The organism is Silvania confinis, from assembly GCF_025564085.1.
GTDB classification, from domain to species: domain Bacteria; phylum Pseudomonadota; class Gammaproteobacteria; order Enterobacterales; family Enterobacteriaceae; genus Enterobacter; species Enterobacter confinis.
The window spans coordinates 135133-157350 of the sequence record NZ_JAMGZJ010000071.1; the positions used below are offsets into that span (position 1 = coordinate 135133).

General features: G+C 54.5%; 26 protein-coding genes and 1 tRNA gene. 9 read left to right on the top strand and 18 right to left on the bottom strand.

Features of this window, described 5'->3' with window-relative positions; translation table 11 throughout:
• The first annotated feature begins 29 nt into the window (after positions 1-29).
• Both M8013_RS07425 and M8013_RS07430 read left to right on the top strand, forming a co-directional pair.
• Complete coding sequence (locus M8013_RS07425) at positions 30-1208, top strand: M20 aminoacylase family protein (RefSeq protein WP_271267155.1); 1179 nt, start codon at positions 30-32, stop codon at positions 1206-1208.
• Between the two features lie 14 nt (positions 1209-1222).
• Complete coding sequence (locus M8013_RS07430) at positions 1223-1999, top strand: ABC transporter substrate-binding protein (protein WP_271267156.1); 777 nt, start codon at positions 1223-1225, stop codon at positions 1997-1999.
• A 46-nt stretch (positions 2000-2045) separates the two neighbouring features.
• Here M8013_RS07430 and M8013_RS07435 read toward each other — a convergent pair whose 3' ends face one another.
• On the bottom strand, positions 2046-2921 hold the full coding sequence (locus M8013_RS07435; protein WP_271267157.1) for a LysR family transcriptional regulator: 876 nt from the start codon (positions 2919-2921) through the stop codon (positions 2046-2048).
• Positions 2922-3026: 105 nt separating this feature from the next.
• Here M8013_RS07435 and M8013_RS07440 point away from each other — a divergent pair, with 105 nt between their 5' ends.
• Both M8013_RS07440 and M8013_RS07445 read left to right on the top strand, forming a co-directional pair.
• The gene (locus tag M8013_RS07440) at positions 3027-3488 is read left to right on the top strand and encodes a multidrug/biocide efflux PACE transporter (RefSeq protein WP_271267158.1); all 462 of its coding nucleotides are present in this window, start codon (positions 3027-3029) and stop codon (positions 3486-3488) included.
• Between the two features lie 118 nt (positions 3489-3606).
• Positions 3607-4836, top strand: coding sequence for an amino acid permease (locus M8013_RS07445; RefSeq protein WP_271267159.1), 1230 nt, complete (start codon positions 3607-3609; stop codon positions 4834-4836).
• On the opposite strand, the gene M8013_RS07450 is transcribed toward M8013_RS07445, so the two are convergent.
• Genes M8013_RS07450 through yjdI form a run of 3 tightly spaced genes read right to left on the bottom strand, consistent with a single transcriptional unit; the run spans position 4826 to position 5853 of the window.
• On the bottom strand, positions 4826-5359 hold the full coding sequence (locus M8013_RS07450) for a GNAT family N-acetyltransferase (protein ID WP_271267160.1): 534 nt from the start codon (positions 5357-5359) through the stop codon (positions 4826-4828). The genes M8013_RS07445 and M8013_RS07450 overlap by 11 nt on opposite strands.
• Positions 5340-5612, bottom strand: a complete 273-nt coding sequence (locus M8013_RS07455) for a GNAT family N-acetyltransferase (RefSeq protein ID WP_271267161.1) — start codon at positions 5610-5612, stop codon at positions 5340-5342. Before M8013_RS07455 ends, M8013_RS07450 begins: the two co-directional genes overlap by 20 nt.
• A gap of 10 nt (positions 5613-5622) precedes the next feature.
• On the bottom strand, positions 5623-5853 hold the full coding sequence (yjdI, locus tag M8013_RS07460; protein ID WP_271267162.1) for a 4Fe-4S mono-cluster protein YjdI: 231 nt from the start codon (positions 5851-5853) through the stop codon (positions 5623-5625).
• Positions 5854-6052: 199 nt separating this feature from the next.
• Here yjdI and M8013_RS07465 point away from each other — a divergent pair, with 199 nt between their 5' ends.
• On the top strand, positions 6053-6487 hold the full coding sequence (locus tag M8013_RS07465) for a hypothetical protein (RefSeq protein WP_271267163.1): 435 nt from the start codon (positions 6053-6055) through the stop codon (positions 6485-6487).
• Between the two features lie 47 nt (positions 6488-6534).
• On the opposite strand, the gene ompA is transcribed toward M8013_RS07465, so the two are convergent.
• The 5 genes from ompA to actS form a co-directional block, all read right to left on the bottom strand.
• A complete protein-coding gene (gene ompA, locus M8013_RS07470) occupies positions 6535-7578 on the bottom strand; it encodes a porin OmpA (RefSeq protein WP_271267164.1) in 1044 nt (347 codons plus the stop codon).
• A 115-nt stretch (positions 7579-7693) separates the two neighbouring features.
• Positions 7694-8323, bottom strand: a complete 630-nt coding sequence (locus M8013_RS07475) for a winged helix-turn-helix transcriptional regulator (protein WP_271267165.1) — start codon at positions 8321-8323, stop codon at positions 7694-7696.
• A gap of 64 nt (positions 8324-8387) precedes the next feature.
• On the bottom strand, positions 8388-9572 hold the full coding sequence (locus tag M8013_RS07480; RefSeq protein WP_271267166.1) for an OmpP1/FadL family transporter: 1185 nt from the start codon (positions 9570-9572) through the stop codon (positions 8388-8390).
• A gap of 210 nt (positions 9573-9782) precedes the next feature.
• Positions 9783-9856 (bottom strand) — tRNA-Gly (locus tag M8013_RS07485).
• An 80-nt stretch (positions 9857-9936) separates the two neighbouring features.
• Entirely contained in the window at positions 9937-10668 is a 732-nt protein-coding gene (gene actS / locus M8013_RS07490) for an amidase activator ActS (RefSeq protein ID WP_271267167.1), read from the bottom strand.
• A gap of 184 nt (positions 10669-10852) precedes the next feature.
• Between actS and idi the strand changes: the two genes are divergently transcribed.
• Complete coding sequence (gene idi / locus M8013_RS07495; RefSeq protein WP_271267168.1) at positions 10853-11404, top strand: isopentenyl-diphosphate Delta-isomerase; 552 nt, start codon at positions 10853-10855, stop codon at positions 11402-11404.
• 49 nt (positions 11405-11453) lie between these two features.
• Here the strand turns inward: idi and lysS are convergent, their stop codons facing one another.
• From lysS to xerD, 5 genes are all read right to left on the bottom strand, one after another.
• Positions 11454-12971, bottom strand: coding sequence for a lysine--tRNA ligase (gene lysS / locus M8013_RS07500; RefSeq protein ID WP_271267169.1), 1518 nt, complete (start codon positions 12969-12971; stop codon positions 11454-11456).
• A gap of 9 nt (positions 12972-12980) precedes the next feature.
• A protein-coding gene (gene prfB / locus M8013_RS07505; protein ID WP_271267170.1) for a peptide chain release factor 2 occupies positions 12981-14079 on the bottom strand; the annotation gives its coding sequence in 2 pieces (ribosomal slippage) (positions 12981-14003 and positions 14005-14079; 1098 coding nt in all).
• A 90-nt stretch (positions 14080-14169) separates the two neighbouring features.
• A complete protein-coding gene (recJ, locus tag M8013_RS07510) occupies positions 14170-15903 on the bottom strand; it encodes a single-stranded-DNA-specific exonuclease RecJ (RefSeq protein ID WP_271267171.1) in 1734 nt (577 codons plus the stop codon).
• A 5-nt stretch (positions 15904-15908) separates the two neighbouring features.
• Complete coding sequence (gene dsbC, locus M8013_RS07515) at positions 15909-16622, bottom strand: bifunctional protein-disulfide isomerase/oxidoreductase DsbC (protein WP_271267172.1); 714 nt, start codon at positions 16620-16622, stop codon at positions 15909-15911.
• 25 nt (positions 16623-16647) lie between these two features.
• Positions 16648-17544 carry a site-specific tyrosine recombinase XerD gene (gene xerD / locus M8013_RS07520; RefSeq protein ID WP_271267173.1) on the bottom strand — a complete coding sequence of 299 codons (897 nt, stop codon included), beginning with the start codon at positions 17542-17544 and terminating at the stop codon, positions 16648-16650.
• A 101-nt stretch (positions 17545-17645) separates the two neighbouring features.
• Between xerD and fldB the strand changes: the two genes are divergently transcribed.
• Positions 17646-18167, top strand: a complete 522-nt coding sequence (gene fldB / locus M8013_RS07525) for a flavodoxin FldB (protein ID WP_271267174.1) — start codon at positions 17646-17648, stop codon at positions 18165-18167.
• A gap of 4 nt (positions 18168-18171) precedes the next feature.
• Here the strand turns inward: fldB and M8013_RS07530 are convergent, their stop codons facing one another.
• Both M8013_RS07530 and sdhE read right to left on the bottom strand, forming a co-directional pair.
• Positions 18172-18588: a protein YgfX gene (locus M8013_RS07530; protein ID WP_271267175.1), complete on the bottom strand. Its 417-nt coding sequence runs from the start codon at positions 18586-18588 to the stop codon at positions 18172-18174.
• Complete coding sequence (gene sdhE, locus M8013_RS07535; protein ID WP_271267176.1) at positions 18569-18835, bottom strand: FAD assembly factor SdhE; 267 nt, start codon at positions 18833-18835, stop codon at positions 18569-18571. The genes M8013_RS07530 and sdhE overlap by 20 nt, the downstream gene beginning before the upstream one ends.
• A 305-nt stretch (positions 18836-19140) precedes the next feature.
• Between sdhE and ygfZ the strand changes: the two genes are divergently transcribed.
• On the top strand, positions 19141-20121 hold the full coding sequence (gene ygfZ, locus M8013_RS07540; protein ID WP_271267177.1) for a tRNA-modifying protein YgfZ: 981 nt from the start codon (positions 19141-19143) through the stop codon (positions 20119-20121).
• Between the two features lie 98 nt (positions 20122-20219).
• On the opposite strand, the gene trhA is transcribed toward ygfZ, so the two are convergent.
• Both trhA and yqfB read right to left on the bottom strand, forming a co-directional pair.
• Complete coding sequence (gene trhA / locus M8013_RS07545) at positions 20220-20879, bottom strand: PAQR family membrane homeostasis protein TrhA (protein ID WP_271267178.1); 660 nt, start codon at positions 20877-20879, stop codon at positions 20220-20222.
• 165 nt (positions 20880-21044) lie between these two features.
• Positions 21045-21356, bottom strand: a complete 312-nt coding sequence (yqfB, locus tag M8013_RS07550; protein ID WP_271267179.1) for a N(4)-acetylcytidine aminohydrolase — start codon at positions 21354-21356, stop codon at positions 21045-21047.
• Between the two features lie 51 nt (positions 21357-21407).
• Here yqfB and M8013_RS07555 point away from each other — a divergent pair, with 51 nt between their 5' ends.
• A complete protein-coding gene (locus M8013_RS07555) occupies positions 21408-22139 on the top strand; it encodes a MurR/RpiR family transcriptional regulator (protein ID WP_271267238.1) in 732 nt (243 codons plus the stop codon).
• Positions 22140-22218 lie beyond the last annotated feature (79 nt).

Here is a 22218-nt window from a genome sequence, read left to right on the forward strand (position 1 = left end):
GCAAACACGCGTTTACACTGGAGTAACAAATGTCCGACTGTATCATTCCAGAAATAAAAGAATCAGAAGAAGAAATCATCGCTATTCGTCGTTATTTACACGCCAATCCAGAATTAAGCCTCGAAGAGTTTAATACCAGCAATCTGGTTGCTCGCCAGCTCGAAAGCTGGGGATATCAGGTGACCCGGGAGATCGGCAAAACCGGCGTCGTCGGCTCGCTCAGCAAAGGGGATGGCAAGAAATCCATTGGCCTGCGTGCCGACATGGATGCCCTGCCAATCCTCGAAGCCACCAATTTACCCTGGGCCAGCACCGTGCCCGGTAAAATGCACGCCTGCGGTCACGACGGACATACCTCTATTTTACTGGCCGCCGCTAAATATATAGCCTCTGATACCTGCCAGTTTAACGGCACCGTGCACCTTATTTTCCAGCCTGCCGAAGAAGCGATTGGCGGTGCGGATTTAATGATTAAAGAGGGGCTGTTTGACCGCTTCCCCTGCGACCGTATTTTTGCCCTGCACAATATGCCTTACCTGCCGACCGGTAAATTTGGCTTTTATGAAGGCAACTTTATGGCCTCCGCCGATACCGTAAAAATTACCCTGCAGGGCTACGGCGGCCACGGTGCCCATCCTGAACGCACCGTCGATCCGATTGTCACCGGGGCGGCATTGATCATGTCCCTGCAAAGTATTGTGGCGCGTAATGTGCCGCCGGGGGAAACCGCGGTGGTGACCGTCGGTACCTTCCAGGCGGGTATTGCCTCCAACGTCATCCCCGACAGCGCGGTGATGGAGCTGACGGTGCGCTCGATGAAACCGGAGATCCGCGAGCTGCTGATCCGCCGTATTCAGGAGATCGTTGATTTCACCGCCCGCAGCTATGGCGCCACCAGCGAAATCGAGATCTATGACTCCTACCCGGTGCTGGTCAACGATGCCGAACAGACGGCGTTTGCCCGCCAGCTGGCTATCGAGTTCTTTGGCCAGGATGCGGTGCTCGACAGCGTCTCGCCGTCTAACGGCAGCGAAGATTTCGCCTTTATGCTCCAGCAGCGCCCGGGCAGCTATTTCTTACTCGGTAACGGGGAGAAAGGCGAAAAAGGTGGTTGCATGGTGCATAACCCCGGCTACGACTTCAATGACGAAATCATTACCACCGGGGCCTCATTCTTTGCCCGTTTAGTTGAAAACTATTGCCGTTAAGACAGGAACATATAATGAAAAAAATTCTTTTACCCCTGGTGGCATTACTGGCCGCGTCATCCGCCTTCGCGGGTGAGATTAAAGAGCTGCGCTTTGGCGTGGATCCCACCTTCGCCCCTTTTGAGTCCAAAAATCCGCAGGGCGAAGTGGTCGGTTTTGATATCGATCTGGGCAATGCGATCTGTAAGCAGCTGCAGGCAAAATGCGTGTGGGTTGAAAGTAACTTCGACGGCATTATCCCGTCGCTGAAAGCGCGTAAGTTCGATGCCATTCTTTCCGGCATGTACATCACCGAGAAGCGCAAAGAGCAGATTGCCTTCAGTGACAAAATTTACAGCGGTCCCGCGTTCCTGGTGGCGCGTAAAAACAGCCTGCCGGGCAATAGCCTGGATCAGCTGAAGGGCAAGACGATTGGCGTGGAGCAAGGTTCCGCCCAGGAAACCTATGCCAACCAGCAGTGGCGCGGCCAGGGTGTCAACGTGGTGGCTTATCAGGGTGCGGACCAGGTGATTCGTGACCTTGAATCCGGGCGTATCGATGGCGCCGTGCTCTCCGGCTTAATGGCGGATTACAGCTTCCTGAGCCAGCCGCAGGGCAAAGAGTTTGCCTTTGTCGGCGGCGCGCTGCAGGACGAGGCGCTGTTTGGCGCCGGGGCAGCCATTGGCCTGCGCAAAGAGGATGACAAGCTGCGCCAGGAGTTGAATGGCGCGCTCGCCGCAATCCTCGCTGACGGCACCTACAAAAAGCTGTCCTCACAATACTTCAGCTTTGATATCTACTCCGGCAAGTAACCGCAACCCGCCCATCAGACGCTGACGGGCGGGCATTTCCCCTCACTCACGCCAGACTCGCCTTATGCTGCAGATAGTGCCGCAGCCAGTTTCCAGCCGTCCCTGGCGGGGAGCGCTTATTCCACACCAGATCAATCGCCACCGAGCGCGGCCAGCCCGGCACCTTGAGCTGCACCAGCGTTTTTTCCGGGGCAAACTCCTCGACCAACGCGCAGGGTAGCGCGCACCAGCCGAAGCCCTGCACCGCCATGCTGAGCAGCATCAGATAGTTGGGTGCCGACCAGACCGGCCCCTGCGCCAGCACCGGCTCGCGCTCCATATAAGTATTCAACCGCAGCTCGCGCCAGCCGTGCAGTTCATCGGCGGCGATCTGGCTTTGCGCTGCCAGCGGATGACTGGTGGAGGTATAAATCGCCATATGGGTCTGCATCGGAAGGCGGATAGCCGCGATATCGGTGGGATAGCTTTCCCGCGCTTCGGTCAGGCCGATGTGCGCCCGCGCCTTTTGCAGCAGGTCGATAACATCTTCTTCTTCGCCAATCAGGCATTCAAATTCGGTGTGGGGAAAGCGCGCATCAAAGCGGAACAGCAGATCCTCGAGCACATCCGGATGCAGCGTATCCGAGAGCACAAAGCTCAACCGCGCTTCGGTCTCTTCGCTGAGCGACACCGCCAGCTCATCCAGCCGCGCACTGGCTGCCAGGATCGACTGAACATAACCCAACACCTGCTTGCCCTGAGCAGTGAGTACCGGCTGGCGGGCGCTGCGATCGAATAGCGCAAAGCCGAGATCGTCTTCCAGATGGGCAATGGCGGTGCTGATGGTGGACTGACTTTTACGCAGGCGGCGGGCGGCAGCGGAGAAAGAGCCTGCCGCCACCGTCTCGACAAACGCGGTTAACGCTTCGGGGGAATAGCGCATGATGTATCTACTTTATCGATGGATTCTAACTTTTATATATCAGTTTAAACGATAAAAATAGCAGCAGATTTTGCCCATCCCGGCAAATTAACGAGGTATCAGAGTATGCAGCACAACGACATTCAGCGCAGAAAACTGCCGGAACGCATCTTCCACGCCGTCTGTTTTGAGGGTATCGCCACGGCGATCCTCGCCCCGACCACCGCCTGGCTGATGCAGCGCCCGATCCTGGAGATGGGGGCGTTAACGATTATTCTCGCCACCACGGCGATGATCTGGAACATCATCTATAACGCCGTTTTCGACAAGGTCTGGCCGCGACATAAAGTGACCCGCACCGCGAAAGTCCGCGCCCTGCACGCCCTGGGCTTTGAAGTTGGGTTTATTTTTATCGGTGTGACCATTGTGGCGCAAGTATTGGGCGTCAGCCTGCTGCAGGCTTTCACCCTTGAGATCGGTTTCTTTATTTTCTTCCTGCCGTACACCATGCTCTACAACTGGGCGTACGACACGCTGCGCGATCGCCTGATGGCGCGACGCCAGCAGCAGCGGGTGACCGCTAAATGATCTTCCCGGCCGGAAATCCTTTCCGGCCGGCCTCTCCCAGCGTCAACGGCGACCTCAATGCGTGATTATGGTAAAATAGTCTCCTTTTTGTTGGTTTTATAGTTGATACATTTCTCTCATGTCGAAAATCTGGTCTAAAGAAGAGACCCTCTGGAGCTTTGCCCTGTACGGCACGGCCGTGGGCGCAGGAACCTTGTTTCTGCCTATCCAGCTGGGCTCCGCAGGCGCTATTGTCCTGCTCATCACCGCCCTCGTGGCCTATCCACTTACCTACTGGCCCCACAAAGCGTTATGCCAGTTCATCCTCTCGGCGAAGACAAAAGCCAGTGAAGGGATCACCGGTGCGGTCACTCACTACTACGGGAAGACGATCGGGAACCTGATCACCACGCTCTACTTTGTCGCCTTTTTTGTGGTGGTGTTAATTTATGCCGTGGCGATCACCAACTCGCTGACCGAACAGCTGGCCAAACGCATGGTTGTCGATACTCCCGTGCGGATGCTGGTCAGTCTGGGCGTGGTGCTGACCTTAAATCTGATCTTCCTGATGGGACGGCATATCACCATCCGGGTGATGGGCTTTTTGGTCTTCCCGCTGATTGCGTATTTCCTGCTGGTATCGCTGTACCTTACCGGCAGCTGGCAGCCTTCGCTGCTCACCAGCCAAATGACGTTCGATCAGCACACCCTGCATCAGGTGTGGATCTCGATTCCGGTGATGGTGTTTGCCTTTAGCCATACCCCGATTATTTCAACCTTTGCCGTCGACCGCCGGGAGAAGTATGGCGACGCCGCCATGGGTAAATGCACCCGCATCATGAAGGTGGCGTACCTGATCATCTGCCTGAGCGTGCTGTTCTTTGTCTTCAGCTGTCTGCTGTCGATCCCGCCGTCGTATATCGTGGCGGCCAAAGAAGAGGGTGTGACGATCCTCTCGGCGCTGTCGATGATGCCCTCCTCCCCGGCCTGGCTTGGGATCTCCGGCATTGTGGTGGCGATTGTCGCGATGTCGAAGTCGTTTCTCGGCACTTACTTTGGCGTGATTGAAGGGGCGACGGAGATCGTGAAATCCTCGTTAAATCAGGTTGGCGTGAAGAAAAGCCGGGCCTTCAACCGGGCGGTGTCGATTATCGGCGTCTCGCTGATTACATTTGCGGTGTGCTGCATTAATCCCAACGCCATCTCGATGATTTACGCCATCAGCGGACCGCTTATCGCCATGATCCTGTTCATCATGCCAACGCTATCGACGTACCTGATCCCGGCATTGAAGCCTTATCGTTCAATCGGTAACGTGCTGACGCTGATTGTCGGACTGCTGTGCGTGTCGGTGATGTTTATCGCCTGAGTCGGTACAGCACATGAAGCGCAAGACGGTGCTCGGGGGGCAGCGATGGATGCAGAAAATGCCCCTGCTTTGTCATCCCCAGGCGTAACATTAATGACTCGGAAGAGACGTTGTGAATGGAGGTAAACGAGACCACCTCATCCAGCGCCAGCACCTGAAAAGCAAAAGTCAGGCAGGCTTTTGCCGCTTCACAGGCAAACCCCTTGTGCCAGAACGGTTTCGCCAGCCGCCAGCCAATTTCGGTACAGGGTGAGAAGGTAAAACGATCGGGTTGATGATGCAGCCCGACCGTGCCGAGAAAGGTGCCGCTGGCCTTCTCCTCCAGCGCCCAGAATCCCCAGCCGTTAAGATCAATGAGTGCGCTAAAACGTTCTGCCAGCCCATCGCTCTCTTCCCGGCTCAGGGGAGCGGGGAAACAGCCCATGACTTCCGGATCGCTGTTCAGGGCGGCAAAAGGCGCCAGATCCTCTGCTCGCCATTGCCGCAGCCGTACCCGCGATGTCTCAGGCGCGGATATCATCATACTCGCGGGTCTTATCAAATTCGTGTTTCGCAAACGGGCACAGGGGAATGATTTTGCGATTTTCTGCACGCATCTTTTCCACTACCTTCGCCACCAGCAGCTTACCGACGCCCTGCCCTTTCAGGCTCTCATCGACATCCGTATGCTCGATAATGCTGAGATGCTCGCCGGTGGGCACAAAGACAATCTCTGCAATCTGATTGCCGTCTCCATCGTTGACGTAAAACTTGTTATGGCCTTCCTGAATGTCCATGGTTTCTCGCTTATTTGTGGCGGTATTTGAGGGCGCCGCTCGGGCAGGTGTCAATCACGCGTACAACCGTTTCAACATCCACTTCATCCGGGATTATCCAGGGTTTACGTTTCAGATTGAAGAGCTTAACGCTGCCGCGCACGCAATTGCCTGAATGCTGGCAGATATCGGTGCTAAAGTAGACGTCAATTTTTTCACCGGTATAGGCCCGGTACCCTGCGTCCAGGAGATCGTTATCCATGACATTGCCTCTGTAATTATTATGGGTGCGGCAGTAATCATAGCTCTGGCAGGCCGTTAACGTGGCTATTTAATCCAGGAATCATCACCCTCATGAACGATATGTCTCTTGAGAGGACCTTTAAAATTGTCAGAGCCAGAATTATGGCGTTTAAAAATAAACAACAATAATCTGCATCAGTGTTATTCAGTCAGGATAATTGGCGCTGTTTTTTAATTTAACCACAGGTCATATCATGAAACGACATTCGCCACTCCTGCTGGCCCTGAGCCTGGTCGTCTTAATCGGCTGCAGCAGTCGGGCTCCGGATAACGTCGCGCAGATTAATACATTGCATATTCCGCTGGTTCTGTCAGGTGAAAAATCGTCGTTGCCGCAGACGCCTCATCTCGCCACGCTGTTCGAGGCCAATAAACAGAATATTGACCGGCTGACCCGCACGATCAAGAAAACCTATTTACAGGATGTTAAAACAAACGAAGTATTTGCCATAGATAGCGACATACAACCGGTGTATGCCTCCCTGTCAAAGCTGGAAGAATTAGGCATGGTTAACCAACAATATCTTAAGGATAAAAATGAGAAAGGATTGCAGCAAATCCACGCAGCGCTGCAACCCATTATTACCGGTTAAAAAAAAGGCCCGACATCTTAACGCCGGGCCTGTTAAATAGCAGGGTTTTACTTATCGCTAATTTCTACCACGACACGGCGATCCGGGGACAGGCAGCCAATCAGCGCGTTGCCACTCTGGTCGTCACACGTTGAACCCGTGACGGATTCACTCGCACCACGGCCTTCTGCAGAAATGCTTTGTGCCGGGATCCCCAGAGAAACCAGTTCATCGGCTACGGCTTGTGCACGGCGTAAGGAGAGCTGTTGATTATATTCAGGTGCGCCAAGGCGATCGCTGTAGCCTACCACTACGGTCGATTTTTCGTTCGCGGGTTGCAGACCCGGAGTGTTGTACAACTGACGGATTGCCGCATGCCCTTCGCTGGTAAGCGTTGCTGAGTCGTAGCCAAACATCACATCTGATTTCAGGTTGAAGTGCTGTGGCGCAGGAGCCGGTGCCACAACAGCCGCTGGCGTCGCGACAACAGGGGCATCATCATGCTGGCCGAAACGGTACGTCAGCCCGGCGGTTACCGAACTGACGTCGCTGCTGACGCCGATCTGGTTGGCATTCCCCACGTTGCTTACCCATTGATATTCAACACGGCCTGCCCAGTTTTTATTAAAGGCATACTCGGTGCCGACGGCAGCCAGCGGACGCACGCCGGTTTCAAAGCGGTTGTGGCCGCTGACGTCAGACTCAGCGCGGTAGCCCATCGCCCCGGCGCGGCCGTACAGATCAAATTTTGGCGTCACGGCATAGCTGGCTTTCAGGGACATCTGAATACCCTGGCTTTTCAGTCTGGCACCAGAACCGCCCTGGTGGCCGTTAATCTGCATATTGCCTAAATAGTCGTAGCCACCTTCAACCGCCAGCCATGGGTTAATCTGGTAGCCAGTATAAATACCGCCGCCTACATTATCGCGATCGATATCAAAGTGGTTTGTGCCGCTATTATTTTCGCGCGCTTTGGCGCCGGTATTGGTATCAAAATAGTGCGACCAACCGAATTTTGCGCCGCTGTACCAGGTACCCGCATCGCCCGCCGCAAAAGCGGCAGTGGTTGTGAACGCATTCGCAATAATTAAAGCCACAATCGTCTTTTTCATAATAATCCCGTTTACACTTACCGTAGACAAATTTATTGATATATTTCAGTAGGCAAACGATATAGCGAAACGCAGACGAGGTTAACGCCTATTGTGTTTAATTTTAAATTTGCGGTCAGAACGATTCGGGCAAGGCTTTTAACTCCTGCAGATATCCGCCGCGTTTAAAGGTAATATATTCTCCGCGTTTTAAAGCCGACAGTACATTTAATATACTGCTGCGCGACAGCAGCGTTCGGTCCTGAATATAGTCGAGAATGGAAATACGCATCCGGGTCTCTTCCGGCAGGGTTATCATCTCAAGCAGATGGTTGCGTATTACCGAATAGGTACGCTGTTGCACCACTAAAGCATCGCGGTAAAGAAAGTAAGCACTATGGTAGGCAAGCACCCCGGCGGCATCTTCCCATAACCTTTTCTGGTGAAATATCGCCTTCGCCTGCTCCACATCGACCCGCAAAATTGTCGACTCCTCTTCCGCACGCAAAATATGCCCTTGTGTGGGTTGGATCATCTCGGCAATGCCAAACAGATGCGGATCATAGACCGTGACGATCAGCAGGCCATCAGACGCACGCAGTATCGACAGCGCACCTTGTAAAAAAAGGTACAGCTGGGGACGGCCTTTGTGGGTCCAGGTCATTCTTTTGCGGGGAATGACCTTAATGGGTTCTGCAATCGATTCAAGCGCCGCGGTCAAACGCTGCACGGACGCTTCGGGACGAATGGGTGGAATAAGATGCATAACATGACCTGATAACATTGGATAACAGCCAGTATAGCCCACATATTTCAGCCGGTTAGTTGACTCAGAACTGGTAACTGTAATTTACGCTGGCGAACCAGAGGTGCGGTTTATCGTAGCTGCCCGCAAAGACGGCGGGCGACTGGACCTGCGAGGATTGCATATGCAGATACTCTACGGCAACGCCGATATTGCTGGCGGGGGTTAACTGATACTGCGCACCGGTGCCAAAGCGCCACTCATCCCCTGTCGGCAATGTCATCGCCACGTCATGCTGATCGCGATAAGGTGAGCTATCAAACGCCACACCCGCATTCAGACGCCACTGTTCTGTTGGCCGGTACTGGACGCCGACGGCGGTATGCCAGGTATCCTTCATCCGGCTGGTCTTATCGACCGACTGCCCGTTGACCTGAACCTGCGGCGCACCAAACTGGCTCCAGTCCTGCCAGCCCAGATCGCCCATTACCGACCACTGTGACGTAACGTCATGAACCAGGCTGAGCATGATTTGTTGCGGGGCGCGCGCCTGAGCGGAGATCGGTAACGTCAATTCGCGTGCAGGCTGCGTCGGGAGTCGCGCTTTGCCGTCGATATTAAATTGGTAATCCGTTTTACTGGTCCAGGTTATCCCGGCTCGGGTCCGATCGGTAAGATCCATTGCCAGCCCCAGCCGGTAACTCATCGCCCAGTCATGATCCTGCTGATTATGGTCATCGCCATCAACGTTGCGCGTAAGAGACAGGAAGCCATAATTGATATTCGCCGACGCGCCCAGGGAGAGGCGGTCATTGAGTTTTATCGCCAGCGATGGACTTAAGGTCATTGCTGCCATGGTACTTTTTTTAATCAGCCGATCGCCGGCCCAATTTCCATAGTCAATACCCAGACCATAATTGCCGTATAAACCGATACCAGCATATACATTATCATTCAGTTTCTGGCTGTAATATGCGCTGGCATTGGGAAACGTTTTCATCACGTCCCCAGGACTTGTTTGTGCATTATTATCGAGCTGATAATCAATATTACCGTTCATGGCCTGAATTCCGCCGGTGAACATGTGATCCGGCAAACGGGTCATCCCGGCGGGGTTGGTCATAATCGTCGAGGCATCCTGCGCACGCGCTGCCTGCCCGGCCCCTGCCAGGGCGGTATCTTCGGTGCCGGTTTCATAAAAATAGAGGGCACTGGCATGCGCAAAGGAAGAGGCCAGCACGCCAGAGATAAACAACGCAATCTTTTTCATTTTTCAACCAAAGTCTTTCACTAAATACGTTTAAAAATAAACTTCCGCCGTTATTCAGATAACGGAATTATTTTTTAGATATAGCAATTAATAAATAGTGAGTAAAATTTAGGTTGTTTATTTTTATATTTTCACAGGTACAGATGCTTATGCAAAGGACAATGTGCGATGACGGATGATGTTGAAGGTTGATGCGAAGCAAAGAGATTCTGGAGCGGGCGAAGGGAATCGAACCCTCGTATAGAGCTTGGGAAGCTCTCGTTCTACCATTGAACTACGCCCGCTTTGAGGTGCGTAAAGCATTATAGACTTTACGCACCTTCTGACAAGACTCCCGACGACTAAGTGGCGATTAAATAATCACTTAGGACTTCGGTTTGCTGCCCTGCGCCGGTAAATAGCGCACCGGATCGATAGCCGTTGCCCGGTAACGGATCTGGAAATGCAGCGCTACGGTGTTGGATCCGGTACTGCCCATGGTGGCAATCTTCTGTCCGGCCTTCACGTTTTGGCCGTTATTGACCAGCAACGAATCATTATGGGCATAGGCAGTAATGTAATCCTCGCCGTGCTTAATCATGATCAGATTGCCGTAGCCGCGCAGCTGATTACCAACGTAGACCACTTTGCCCGCATCGGAGGCATACACCGGTGCGCCTCGGGTGCCGGCGATATCAATCCCTTTGTTGCCGCCTTCGGAGGTGGAGTACGGTATCACCACTTTACCGCTGGCAGGCCACACCCAGCAGCGCTGCCCTACCGGCGGCCATGAAGATTTTGGCACCGCGTAAGATGGCGTCACCGCGGCGGTTTTACCGCTGCTTTTCGACGAAGATTTTTTGGCGGTCGCACCGCTGACCTTCAGCTTTTGCCCCACTTCAATGGTGTAGGGTGCAGAGATGTTGTTAAGCCGCGCGAGCTCTTTAACGCTGGTGCCGGTCGACCGCGCAATGCGATACAGGGTATCGCCGCGTTTAACGGTATAGACAGGACCAGAATCCGATGATTGGCTGCCCGCGCAGCCTGCCAGTAGCAAGGCCAGGATCAGGCAAAACAGAGCAGAAACGGGATTTTTCGTCGGGCTTCCTGCGAACACAACAGTTCCTCGGTCGGCGTGAATGGCCGCGCTATCATAACAGCCTCACTGCCGATGCCCAATAGCGCCCTGGCGGACAAACAGACTGCTGACCGCCAGGTTATAATCGCCCGGCCCGATTGTACTGAACTGACCTGAACGCGGTAAGTCAGTCTCCTTCGGCGATTTCAGCATGGGAGTCACTATGGGAACACACGAACACGTTATTCTGGTAAACGATCGGGGAGCCGTTATTGGCACGCAGGAGAAGTACGCTGCACACTCCTCGCATACCCCTCTTCATCTGGCATTCTCTTGCTGGATTTTCAACGCCCAGGGCGAGTGTCTGGTGACCCGTCGCGCCATGAGCAAAAAAGCCTGGCCCGGCGTGTGGACCAATTCGGTTTGCGGCCACCCGCAGCTGGGTGAAACGCCAGAGCAGGCGCTGATCCGTCGCTGCCGCTTTGAAGTGGGTATTGAGATAACCGATATTCTTTCGATTGCCCCGGCGTTTCGCTACTGCGAAACCGACCCCTCCGGTATTGTCGAAAATGAACTTTGCCCGGTCTTTGCCGCACTGGCTACCAGCGTCGTGACCCGCAATCATGATGAAGTGATGGATTATCAGTGGGTCAAACTGGACGCGCTGCTCTGCGCGCTGGAGGCGACCCCCTGGGCTTTTAGCCCGTGGATGGTGATGGAGGCCCGGGAGGCCAAAACGGAACTGCTGGCATACGCCCCCCGCGCGCAGCAATAAAAAAGCCCCGACGCGATTAACGCCGGGGCTTTTTTTAGATCTTAACGACTTACTTCACCGGACGCATCGCCGGGAACAGGATCACGTCGCGGATGGTGTGGCTGTTGGTGAACAGCATAACCATACGGTCGATACCAATACCCAGACCTGCCGTTGGCGGCAAACCGTGTTCCAGTGCGGTCACGTAGTCTTCGTCGAAGAACATCGCTTCGTCATCGCCTGCCGCTTTCGCGTTAACCTGATCCTGGAAGCGCTGCGCCTGATCTTCAGCATCGTTCAGCTCGCTAAAGCCGTTGCCGATTTCACGGCCGCCGATGAAGAACTCAAAGCGATCGGTGATCTCCGGGTTGTCGTCGTTACGACGCGCCAGCGGAGACACTTCTGCCGGGTATTCGGTGATGAAGGTCGGCTGAATCAGATGCGCTTCGGCCACTTCTTCGAAGATCTCGGTCACGATACGGCCCTGACCCCAGCTCTTCTCAACTTTGATACCGATGCTCTCAGCGATGGCTTTTGCCGAGTCGAAGTTATCAAGATCGGCCATCTCAGTTTCTGGACGGTATTTCTTGATCGCCTCGCGCATAGTCAGTTTGACGAACGGCTTGCCAAAGTCGAACACCTCGTCGCCGTACGGCACTTCGGTTTTGCCCAGAATATTCTGCGCCAGAGTACGGAACAGGGATTCGGTCAGCTCGATCAGATCTTTGTAATCTGCGTACGCCATATAGAGTTCCATCATGGTGAACTCTGGGTTATGACGCACGGAGATGCCTTCGTTACGGAAGTTACGGTTGATCTCGAATACGCGATCAAAACCGCCAACCACCAGACGCTTGAGGTACAGTTCCGGCGCGATACGCAGGTACATGTCGAGGTCCAGCGCGTTGTGATGGGTGATAAACGGACGCGCAGACGCCCCGCCCGGGATCACCTGCATCATTGGCGTTTCCACTTCCATAAAGTCGCGGCCCACCATGAACTGGCGAATACCGGCCATGATCTGGGAGCGAATTTTGAAGGTGTTGCGGGAATCATCGTTAGAGATGAGATCCAGATAACGCTGACGATAACGCGCTTCCTGATCCTGCAGGCCGTGGAACTTGTCCGGCAGCGGGCGCAGGGCTTTGGTCAGCAGACGCAGCTCGGTGCAGTGAATGGACAGCTCGCCGGTCTTGGTTTTGAACAGCTTGCCGCGCGCACCCAGGATATCGCCCAGATCCCACTTTTTAAACTGCTCGTTGTAGATGCCTTCTGGCAGATCGTCGCGCGAAACGTACAGCTGAATACGGCCGCCCACGTCCTGCAGGGTGATAAAGGACGCTTTGCCCATAATGCGACGGGTCATCATGCGGCCAGCAACGGCCACTTCGATGTCCAGTGCTTCCAGCTCTTCGTTCTCTTTAGCGTCGAAGTCAGCGTGCAGTTGGTCTGAAGTGCGATCGCGGCGGAAATCGTTCGGGAACGGCACGCCCTGCTGACGCAGTGCAGCCAGCTTCTCGCGGCGGGCTTTCAGTTCATTATTAAGATCCGCTACCGCGTCAGCGCTCTGTACTTGTTGTTCAGACATGTTGGTTCCTCATAACCCTGCTTTCAAACTTGCTTCGATAAATTGGTCCAGGCTGCCATCCAGCACCGCCTGCGTGTTACGGGTTTCAACACCGGTACGCAGGTCTTTAATGCGAGAGTCATCAAGGACGTAAGAACGGATCTGGCTGCCCCAGCCGATGTCAGATTTGTTATCTTCCATCGCCTGTTTCTCAGCATTTTTCTTTTGCATCTCCAGTTCATAAAGCTTGGCTTTCATCTGCTTCATGGCCTGGTCTTTGTTCTTATGCTGGGAACGGTCGTTCTGGCACTGCGTTACCGTATTGGTCGGAAGGTGGGTAATACGTACCGCCGATTCTGTACGGTTAACGTGCTGACCACCCGCACCGGAGGCGCGGTAAACGTCGATACGCAGGTCAGCCGGGTTGATTTCGATATCGATATCGTCTTTCACTTCCGGATAGACAAACGCGGAGCTGAAAGAGGTGTGACGACGGCCGCCGGAATCGAACGGGCTCTTACGCACCAGGCGGTGAACGCCGGTTTCAGTACGCAGCCAGCCGTAGGCGTAATCGCCAATAATCTTCACGGTAACGGATTTCAGACCCGCCACTTCGCCTTCGGACTCTTCGATAATCTCGGTCTTGAAGCCGCGCGCTTCAGCCCAACGCAGATACATACGCGTCAGCATGCTGGCCCAGTCCTGGGCTTCAGTCCCGCCGGAACCGGCCTGGATATCGAGATAGCAATCGGCGCTGTCATACTCACCGGAGAACATGCGACGGAATTCAAGCTGTGCCAGCTTCTCTTCCAGCACGTCGAGTTCTGCAACGGCTTCGTTGAACGTCTCTTCGTCGTCGGCTTCAATCGCCAACTCCAGCAGTCCGGAAACATCTTCCAGACCCTGCGCCATTTGATCCAACGTATCGACGATGGCTTCGAGAGACGAACGTTCTTTACCCAGCGCCTGTGCGCGTTCAGGTTCGTTCCAGACGTCCGACTGCTCCAGCTCGGCGTTTACTTCTTCAAGGCGTTCTTTCTTGGCATCGTAGTCAAAGATACCCCCTAAGAACGTCGGAGCGCTCAGTGAGGTCCTGAATACGGTTTTTTACCGGATTAATTTCAAACATGGTCTGTTTTCTTTTATGGACGAGTAAAATGCGGTGATAAGGGCGGAATTGTACCGGATTCACGCCCTGTTTTATAGCGGAATAGTGATGCTAAAGTGGCCAGATATGGTCGATGATGATTTGCAGCGTGCGGTTACCGCGAAACTCGTTGATATCCAGTTTGTAGGCCAGCGTCACTTCGCGCACGCCGTTGTCCGGCCAGACTGCGGTATCGACGTTAAAGGCGATCCCATCCAGCAGCGGCCCACCGCCAACCGGCTCAACCATCACTTTGAGGTGACGCTCACCGACCAGCCGCTGTTGCAGCAGACGAAAACGCCCGTCAAACAGCGGCTCCGGGAACATCTGCCCCCATGGACCAGCGTCGCGCAGCATTTGCGCCACTTCCATGGACATATCCGCAGCCGCTAACGGACCATCGGAGACCACTTCGCCCTGCAGCAGAGCAGGATCCAGCCAGTCGGTGACCAGCTCGCTGAACAGACGCTGAAACTGATCGAACTTCGCCTCTTCCAGCGACAGGCCCGCCGCCATCGCGTGGCCGCCGAATTTAATCATCAGCCCCGGATGCAGCGTATCCAGCCGCTCCAGTGCATCACGCATATGCAGCCCCTGAATGGATCGACCGGATCCTTTCAGCGTACCGTCACCGGCAGGAGCAAACGCAATCACCGGGCGGTGAAAACGCTCTTTGAGGCGCGAGGCTAAAATACCGACCACGCCCTGATGCCACTCCGGGTGATACATCGCCAGCCCGCCGGGCAGCGTCTCGCTGCTGCGTTCCAGCTTTTCACAGAGGGTCAGCGCTTCGGCCTGCATCCCCTGCTCGATCTCTTTGCGGGTCTGGTTCAGGGCATCCAGCTCGCTGGCCAACACTCGCGCCTCGCCAATGTTGTCGCACAGCAACAGCGCCACGCCGACCGACATATCGTCCAGACGCCCTGCCGCGTTCAGACGTGGGCCGATAGCAAACCCCAGATCGCTGGCGGCCAGCTTCTGCGGATCCCGGTTGGCGATTTCCAGCAGAGCCTTAATGCCCGGACGGCATTTACCCGCGCGAATGCGGCTCAGGCCCTGCCAGGTCAGAATGCGGTTATTGGCATCCAGCGGCACCACGTCCGCCACGGTACCCAGCGCCACCAGATCCAGCAGCTCAGCCAGATTGGGCACCGTAATCCCGCGTGCGTCAAACCAGCCTTTATCACGCAGCAACGTGCGCAGCGCCAGCATCAGGTAGAACGCCACCCCCACGCCCGCCAGCGATTTTGACGGAAACGCACACTCGCGCAGGTTAGGGTTAACGATCGCTTCTGCTGCCGGAAGCGTGTCGCCGGGCAGGTGATGATCGGTGACCAGCACCGGGATCCCAAGCGATTTAGCATGATCGACACCGGCATGAGACGAGATCCCGTTATCCACCGTCAGGATCAGCTGCGCGCCGCGCGCGTGAGCCTGATCGACCACTTCCGGGCTCAGGCCGTAGCCATCCTCAAAGCGGTTCGGCACCAGATACGAGACGTTATCGCACCCCATCGCCCGCAGGCTGAGCACGCTCAGGGCGGTGCTGGTGGCGCCATCCGCATCAAAGTCACCAACAACGATAATCCGCGTCCCTTCCTTAAAGGCCAGGTATAGCCGTTCGGCTGCGAGATCCACGCCGCTGAGCTGCTGCCACGGCAGCATGCCTTTTACGCCGCGTTCCAGATCGCCCGCGCTTTGCACGCCGCGGCTGGCATACAGCCGACGCAGCAGAGGGGGCAGATCGACTGGCAGATCGGCATGTTCATCCACCTCACGGCGACGAAGCTGTATCGTTGATTTCACGTGAATTATTTACCGCCAAACTGTTTCTGGTGCGCGTCGAGGAACTCTTTCATCTCTTTCGGCCCCTGATAGCCCGGCACCACATAGCCGTTGTTCAGCACGATGGCCGGGGTACCGGTCACACCGAACTGCACGCCCAGCGCGTAATGATTCGCAATGTCGATATCGCAGGATGCAGGCTGCACGCCTTTGCTGCTCATCGCATCATCGAACGCTTTGTTGCGATCTTTGGCGCACCAGATGGCCTTCATATCCTGCTCTGGTTTGCTGTTGATGCCCGCACGCGGGAACGCAAGGTAGCGCACGGTGATCCCCAGCGCATTGTAGTCTTTCATCTCTTCATGCAGCTTGTGACAGTAGCCGCAGGTGATGTCGGTGAACACGGTAATGACGTGTTTTTCCTGCGCGGCTTTGTAGACGATCATCTCTTTTTCCAGCGCATTCAGGTTTTTCATCAGCATCTGGTTGGTGATATTTACCGGCTGAGCGCCGCTCACGTCGTACATTGGCCCCTGGACAAAGTGCTTACCGTCTTCGGTGACGTACAGCACACCACTGTTGGTCAGCACCGTCTTCATCCCGGCAACCGGCGCAGCCTGGATGTCGCTGCTGGTGACGCCAAGCTTCGCCAGAGACTGTTTAATGGCCGCATCATCAGCGTGGGCCAGACCGGAAAATGAGGCTGCCAGCAGAGAGAACAGCACTAAAGACTTTTTCATATTCATTCCTGTTGCGATTCAGCACTCACGCGCGTGGGTGATGCTGTTGATGTAGCTGCCGCAGGCGTTCCGTCGCGACATGCGTGTATATTTGTGTCGTTGAGAGGTCACTGTGCCCCAGCAGCATCTGGACCACGCGCAGATCGGCGCCATGGTTCAAAAGATGGGTGGCAAAGGCATGACGCAGAACGTGCGGCGACAATTTTTCACTGTCGATACCCGCCAGTGTGGCGTAATGTTTGATGCGATGCCAGAAGGTTTGACGCGTCATTTGCCGGGCGCGCTGGCTGGGGAACAGCACATCGATAGAGACACCGTTGAGCAACCACGGACGCCCGTATTCAAGATAGTTCTCCACCCAGTAAACCGCCTCTTCGCCCAGCGGCACCAGACGCTCTTTATTGCCTTTACCGATCACCCGTACCACGCCCTGACGCAGGCTGATGTCGCTCATCGACAGGCCGACCAGTTCCGACACGCGCAACCCGGTGGCGTATAAGACCTCAAGCATCGCTTTATCGCGTAACTCCAGCGGTTGGTCAACCACGGGCGACTGTAATAATCTCTCAACTTGCGCTTCGCTGAGATCCTTCGGCAGACGCTGCGGCAGCTTGGGCGACGCCAGCACCGCGCTGGGATCGTCCGCGCGAAATTTTTCACGATAGAGATGCTGAAACAGACGGCGGATGGCGCTCAGCAGACGCGCAGAGCTGGTCGCTTTGTAGCCGCCTTCCATGCGATCCGCCAACAGCGCCTGCAGATCGTCGCTTTGAGCAGTTTCAAGGGAGCGGCCATGATGCTGTAACCATGCCGCCAGCATCGCCAGATCGCGTCGATAAGCACTGAGGGTATTTTCGGCCAGATTCTTCTCAAGCCATAGCGCATCGAGAAATTGTTCGATCAGTGCGAGATCCTTTTCCACATCAGCCCCTTTGGTTCAGCAGTCGGTGCATTATGCCTGAATGCGCCTTGTTTCTGGTACACTACTCGCAAAGTCATAGCAAGTATTGAGACATTTTAGCGATGAATATTGGTCTGTTTTATGGTTCCAGCACCTGCTACACCGAGATGGCGGCAGAGAAAATTCGCGACATTATCGGCCCGGAACTGGTGACGCTGCATAATCTTAAGGACGACGCCCCGACGATGATGGAACAGTACGACGTACTCATCCTCGGGATCCCGACGTGGGACTTCGGTGAACTGCAGGAAGACTGGGAAGCAATCTGGGAACAGCTTGATTCGCTGCAGCTAGAAGGCAAAATCATCGCGCTGTACGGCATGGGCGATCAGTTAGGCTACGGCGAGTGGTTCCTCGACGCGCTGGGGATGCTACACGACAAGCTGGCAGCAAAAGGCGTGGCCTTTATTGGTTACTGGCCGACCGAAGGCTATGAGTTTACCAGCAAGAAGCCGATCATTGCCGACGGTCAGCTGTTTGTTGGGCTGGCACTGGATGAAACCAACCAGTACGATCTGAGCGAAGAGCGCCTGCAAAACTGGTGCGAGCAGATCCTTGGCGAAATGGCGGAGCAGTTCAGCTAACCCGCTACCGCCGTCCGTGCGTCGGTTGTTGCGAAACCATCCGACGCAGATCCCGCCACTCCCCTTCATCCATACTGTCTGCGGATATCCATAAATGGTGGCTGCGCTGTCCGTCGCCTTTGCGCAGACGAAACATCATGCCGGAATTGAGCATCCACGGGGTGCCCACAATCTCCCAGTCACTGCCCTGCCAGTGCAGACGAGAATCCATCATCAGTTTGATTTCACCCTGCCGGGTATTGATGCGCCGTTGACTACGCACGCTATCGAACACCACCAGCGAAAGTAATATCAGCCAGAGTGGGGTATAGCTAAGCGGCCACGGCATCAACAGGATCAACGCCGCAACCAGGCCGTGGAGCAAAAGAGACATCCACTGTGAGCGCCATGAGACGCGCAGATCAGATTGCCACAGGACCACGTTCCCGATTCCGTGTTTGAATTAGAAGCACCATCCGTTGCAGCTCGGCGTCGGCAGGTTTGCCGTGATTCATCAACCAGTTGAATAAGTCGGGATCGTCGCTCTCGAGCAGGCGGATGAACAGATGTTTATCGTCATCGCTCAGGCTATCGTATTCGTATTCGAAGAACGGCATGATCGAAATGTCGAGTTCGCGCATGCCGCGGCGGCACGCCCAGTGAATGCGGGGTTTGTTACTAATATCCATGTGTTCTATTCCTGCATAACGTTGAGTTCAGGCAGCATCCTGCTCGACTCTGCTGAAATGGGCATCAACCGTAAAGAAACTGCCCTTAGTGTAACGTGTTTTTTGCGGCTCCATTACTGGAATATTACAGACTCACAGCATGTCTTCAGAAAAAAACCGCAAAAAACATACGTGTTCATCAGTTTTGCGCAGCGTTACGCAGAACTGCGTGAAGGCACGAATAGCCAGATGAAACCACTTGCATTGGCTACAGTCTCTTTTACCATTAGGCCTTAACAAAGCGTTAAGCAATTCAGGACATCAATATGGCTTTTACACCTTTTTCTCCGCGCCAGCCTGTCGCCTCTGCGCGTCTGCCGCTGACGCTTATGACGCTTGATGACTGGGCGCTGGCGACCCTCGTGGGTGCAGACAGCGAGAAGTACCTGCAGGGCCAGGTGACTGCAGACGTCAGCCAGTTGACCGAACACCAGCATTTACTGGCCGCGCACTGTGATCCAAAAGGCAAGATGTGGAGCAACCTGCGTCTCTTCCGCCGCGGGGGCGGTTTTGCCCTGATCGAACGCCGTAGCCTGCGCGACGCCCAGCTTACTGAGCTGAAAAAGTACGCGGTATTCTCTAAAGTGACTATCGCCGCCGATGATGAATCAGTGCTGTTAGGCGTGGCAGGATTCCAGGCACGCGCCGCGTTGAAAAACCTGTTTAGCGAGCTGCCTGATGGCGAAAAGCAGGTCATCAGCGATGGCAACACGTCCCTGCTGTGGTTTGAACACCCTGCGGAACGTTTTCTGCTGGTCACCGACGCGGCAACCGCTGAACGCGTCACCGAAGCCCTGCGCGGCGAAGCGCAGTTAAATAATTCCCAGCAGTGGCTGGCGCTGAATATTGAAGCCGGCCAGCCGGTTATCGACGCCGCCAACAGTGGACAGTTTATACCGCAGGCGACGAATCTGCAGGCGCTCGGCGGCATCAGCTTTAAAAAAGGCTGCTACACCGGTCAGGAGATGGTCGCCCGAGCGAAGTTCCGCGGCGCTAACAAGCGTGCGCTGTGGTATCTGGCCGGTCACGCCAGCCGCGTTCCGGAAGCTGGCGAAGACCTGGAGCTGAAAATGGGTGAAAACTGGCGCCGTACCGGCACCGTACTGGCCGCCGTTCAGCTTGATGATGGTCGTCTGCTGGTGCAGGCCGTTATGAATAACGATATGGAGCCAGATAGCGTGTTCCGCGTACGCGAAGATGCGAATACCCTGAGCATTGAACCGCTGCCGTACTCGCTGGAAGAGTGATGCTATTCGTGCCGGGTGGCGGCTTCGCCTTACCCGGCCTACGGATCGACTTGTAGGCCCGTGCAAGCGTTAGCGCCGCCGGGCAACAGCCGTAGGAATCAAACCTGCCCAACGTACAAATAAATCGCCAGGAAGTGGCACACGCTGCCGCCCAGCACAAAACCGTGCCAGATAGCATGGTTGTAAGGGATACGCTTACAGACGTAAAAAATCACCCCCAACGAATAGACCACGCCCCCGACCGCCAGCAAGGTCACCCCGCCCGCCGCCAGTTTTACCGCCAGTTGATAGATAACAATCAGCGACAGCCAGCCCATCGTCAGATAAGTCACCAGCGACAGCACTTTAAACCGGTGCGCGATGGTCAGTTTGAACAGGATCCCCATTAGCGCCAGGCTCCAGATAACAATCATCAGCCCGCGCGCCAGGGGGGAATCCAGCCCGACCAGCAAAAATGGCGTATAAGTGCCGGCAATCAGCAGATAGATAGCGCAGTGGTCGAATTTCTTCAGCCAAACTTTGGCCCGCTGATGCGGGATCGCGTGATACAGCGTTGACGCCAGAAACAGTAAAATCATGCTCCCGCCGTACAGGCTGTAGCTGGTGATCGCCAGTACGCCAGCGTTAGTGTCGACAGCCTGTACCAGCAGTAGCACCAACCCGACAATGCCAAACACCAGACCAATCCCGTGACTTATGCTGTTGGCTATTTCCTCAGCCAGTGAATATCCCTGTACGGTTAAAGGCTTGCTAACCATAGAGAACTCCAGAAAAACCTACGTGAATAATGCATTGCCGACTATGCTAACTGAGAATGATTCCAGTGAACACCTGTTAGCTAAAATAAATACCACCCCATAATTACATCAATATAATCATTTAGTTAAGAGGGTATTTCAGCTAACGCATGTTCACATTAAAAATCAAAGGCATTTAAATTCAATGACATAAAACTGCGTCTGATGGGGATAAATTTCCGCGATCACGCGCTTAAGTTCCTCGCGCGTCATATTCTCCTGCTGGGCATGTTTTTCGGTCAGCGTCTCCAGCGTTACCGTTGAGGTATCCGTCACTTCAATGGTGCAGAAGTACTCTTCGTCCTCAAACCGCCCGACCCGCAGAATATCGCCGACCTTGAAGTGCGCTTCACTGGCGTCGCGGATAGTGATGGTTTTACGTCCGGCCAGAATGTCATCCTGAAAGCGCTGAAAAAAAGTAATGTCGTTTGGCTGCATGTTATTATTCCTGAAGATGAAGTCTGATGAGTGAGTTTAGCCACTGTGAGCATGTTCTCCCATTCCGCCATAGCCAGCCTCAATAATCTGGAGATGATGGTCTACAACACCGTCATTAAAAACCGCGACCAGGTGATGTACATGACCATTCGCGAACTGGCGGACGCGGCTGAGGTCTCCACCACCACCGTGCTGCGCTTTTGTCGCAAGCTAAAATGCGATGGCTATTCTGAATTTCGCGTGCGGTTTAAATTGTATCTTGAACAAAATGAACCGCAGCAGGCCAACTTTGGCGCGAGCGAGATTATCAGTTTTTTCAAAAGCGTGAACAATGACGAATTTGATATTTTACTGAATAATGCCGTCGATATTATATTATCCTCTGAGCGTATTATTTTTGTCGGTGCAGGCACTTCCGGCTCGCTGGCAAAATACGGAGCACGTTTCTTTTCCAATATAGGTAAATTCAGCAACCATATCGACGATCCTTATTTCCCGGTGACGAACGATATGGCAAAAAATGCGCTGGCGATCGTGCTGTCCGTCTCGGGTGAAACCGAGGAGATCCTGCGTTTCGCCAGCCAGTTCAGCCTGCATAAATGCAAGGTGCTGTCGATCACCAGCCACGAGCATTCGCGGCTGGCTAAGCTTGCCGACTTTAATCTCTCCTGGCATGTGCCGCAAACCCGCATTGGCGGCGTCTACGATATTACCACCCAAATTCCGGTCATTTATATTCTTGAATCGCTGGGTCGCAAACTGGCGAAGAAATTAACAGAATAAAACACCCTGTTTTTTAGGTGTGACAAATTACAATTTCCGCAAATTGTTATATCGTGACTTTTCATTCTCCTTTGTTAGA

What these genes read in the sequence shown, in the direction of transcription:
- ygfZ (WP_271267177.1), top strand. Translation starts at nt 19,141, where the DNA reads ATGGCTTTTACACCTTTTTCTCCGCGCCAGCCTGTCGCCTCTGCGCGT.
- ompA (WP_271267164.1), bottom strand. Translation starts at nt 7,578, where the DNA reads ATGAAAAAGACGATTGTGGCTTTAATTATTGCGAATGCGTTCACAACC.
- M8013_RS07440 (WP_271267158.1), top strand. Translation starts at nt 3,027, where the DNA reads ATGCAGCACAACGACATTCAGCGCAGAAAACTGCCGGAACGCATCTTC.
- idi (WP_271267168.1), top strand. Translation starts at nt 10,853, where the DNA reads ATGGGAACACACGAACACGTTATTCTGGTAAACGATCGGGGAGCCGTT.
- M8013_RS07455 (WP_271267161.1), bottom strand. Translation starts at nt 5,612, where the DNA reads ATGGACATTCAGGAAGGCCATAACAAGTTTTACGTCAACGATGGAGAC.
- M8013_RS07475 (WP_271267165.1), bottom strand. Translation starts at nt 8,323, where the DNA reads ATGCATCTTATTCCACCCATTCGTCCCGAAGCGTCCGTGCAGCGTTTG.
- M8013_RS07445 (WP_271267159.1), top strand. Translation starts at nt 3,607, where the DNA reads ATGTCGAAAATCTGGTCTAAAGAAGAGACCCTCTGGAGCTTTGCCCTG.
- lysS (WP_271267169.1), bottom strand. Translation starts at nt 12,971, where the DNA reads ATGTCTGAACAACAAGTACAGAGCGCTGACGCGGTAGCGGATCTTAAT.
- M8013_RS07435 (WP_271267157.1), bottom strand. Translation starts at nt 2,921, where the DNA reads ATGCGCTATTCCCCCGAAGCGTTAACCGCGTTTGTCGAGACGGTGGCG.
- dsbC (WP_271267172.1), bottom strand. Translation starts at nt 16,622, where the DNA reads ATGAAAAAGTCTTTAGTGCTGTTCTCTCTGCTGGCAGCCTCATTTTCC.
- fldB (WP_271267174.1), top strand. Translation starts at nt 17,646, where the DNA reads ATGAATATTGGTCTGTTTTATGGTTCCAGCACCTGCTACACCGAGATG.
- M8013_RS07425 (WP_271267155.1), top strand. Translation starts at nt 30, where the DNA reads ATGTCCGACTGTATCATTCCAGAAATAAAAGAATCAGAAGAAGAAATC.
- trhA (WP_271267178.1), bottom strand. Translation starts at nt 20,879, where the DNA reads ATGGTTAGCAAGCCTTTAACCGTACAGGGATATTCACTGGCTGAGGAA.
- M8013_RS07450 (WP_271267160.1), bottom strand. Translation starts at nt 5,359, where the DNA reads ATGATGATATCCGCGCCTGAGACATCGCGGGTACGGCTGCGGCAATGG.
- M8013_RS07555 (WP_271267238.1), top strand. Translation starts at nt 21,408, where the DNA reads ATGTTCTCCCATTCCGCCATAGCCAGCCTCAATAATCTGGAGATGATG.
- M8013_RS07480 (WP_271267166.1), bottom strand. Translation starts at nt 9,572, where the DNA reads ATGAAAAAGATTGCGTTGTTTATCTCTGGCGTGCTGGCCTCTTCCTTT.
- yjdI (WP_271267162.1), bottom strand. Translation starts at nt 5,853, where the DNA reads ATGGATAACGATCTCCTGGACGCAGGGTACCGGGCCTATACCGGTGAA.
- M8013_RS07430 (WP_271267156.1), top strand. Translation starts at nt 1,223, where the DNA reads ATGAAAAAAATTCTTTTACCCCTGGTGGCATTACTGGCCGCGTCATCC.
- yqfB (WP_271267179.1), bottom strand. Translation starts at nt 21,356, where the DNA reads ATGCAGCCAAACGACATTACTTTTTTTCAGCGCTTTCAGGATGACATT.
- sdhE (WP_271267176.1), bottom strand. Translation starts at nt 18,835, where the DNA reads ATGGATATTAGTAACAAACCCCGCATTCACTGGGCGTGCCGCCGCGGC.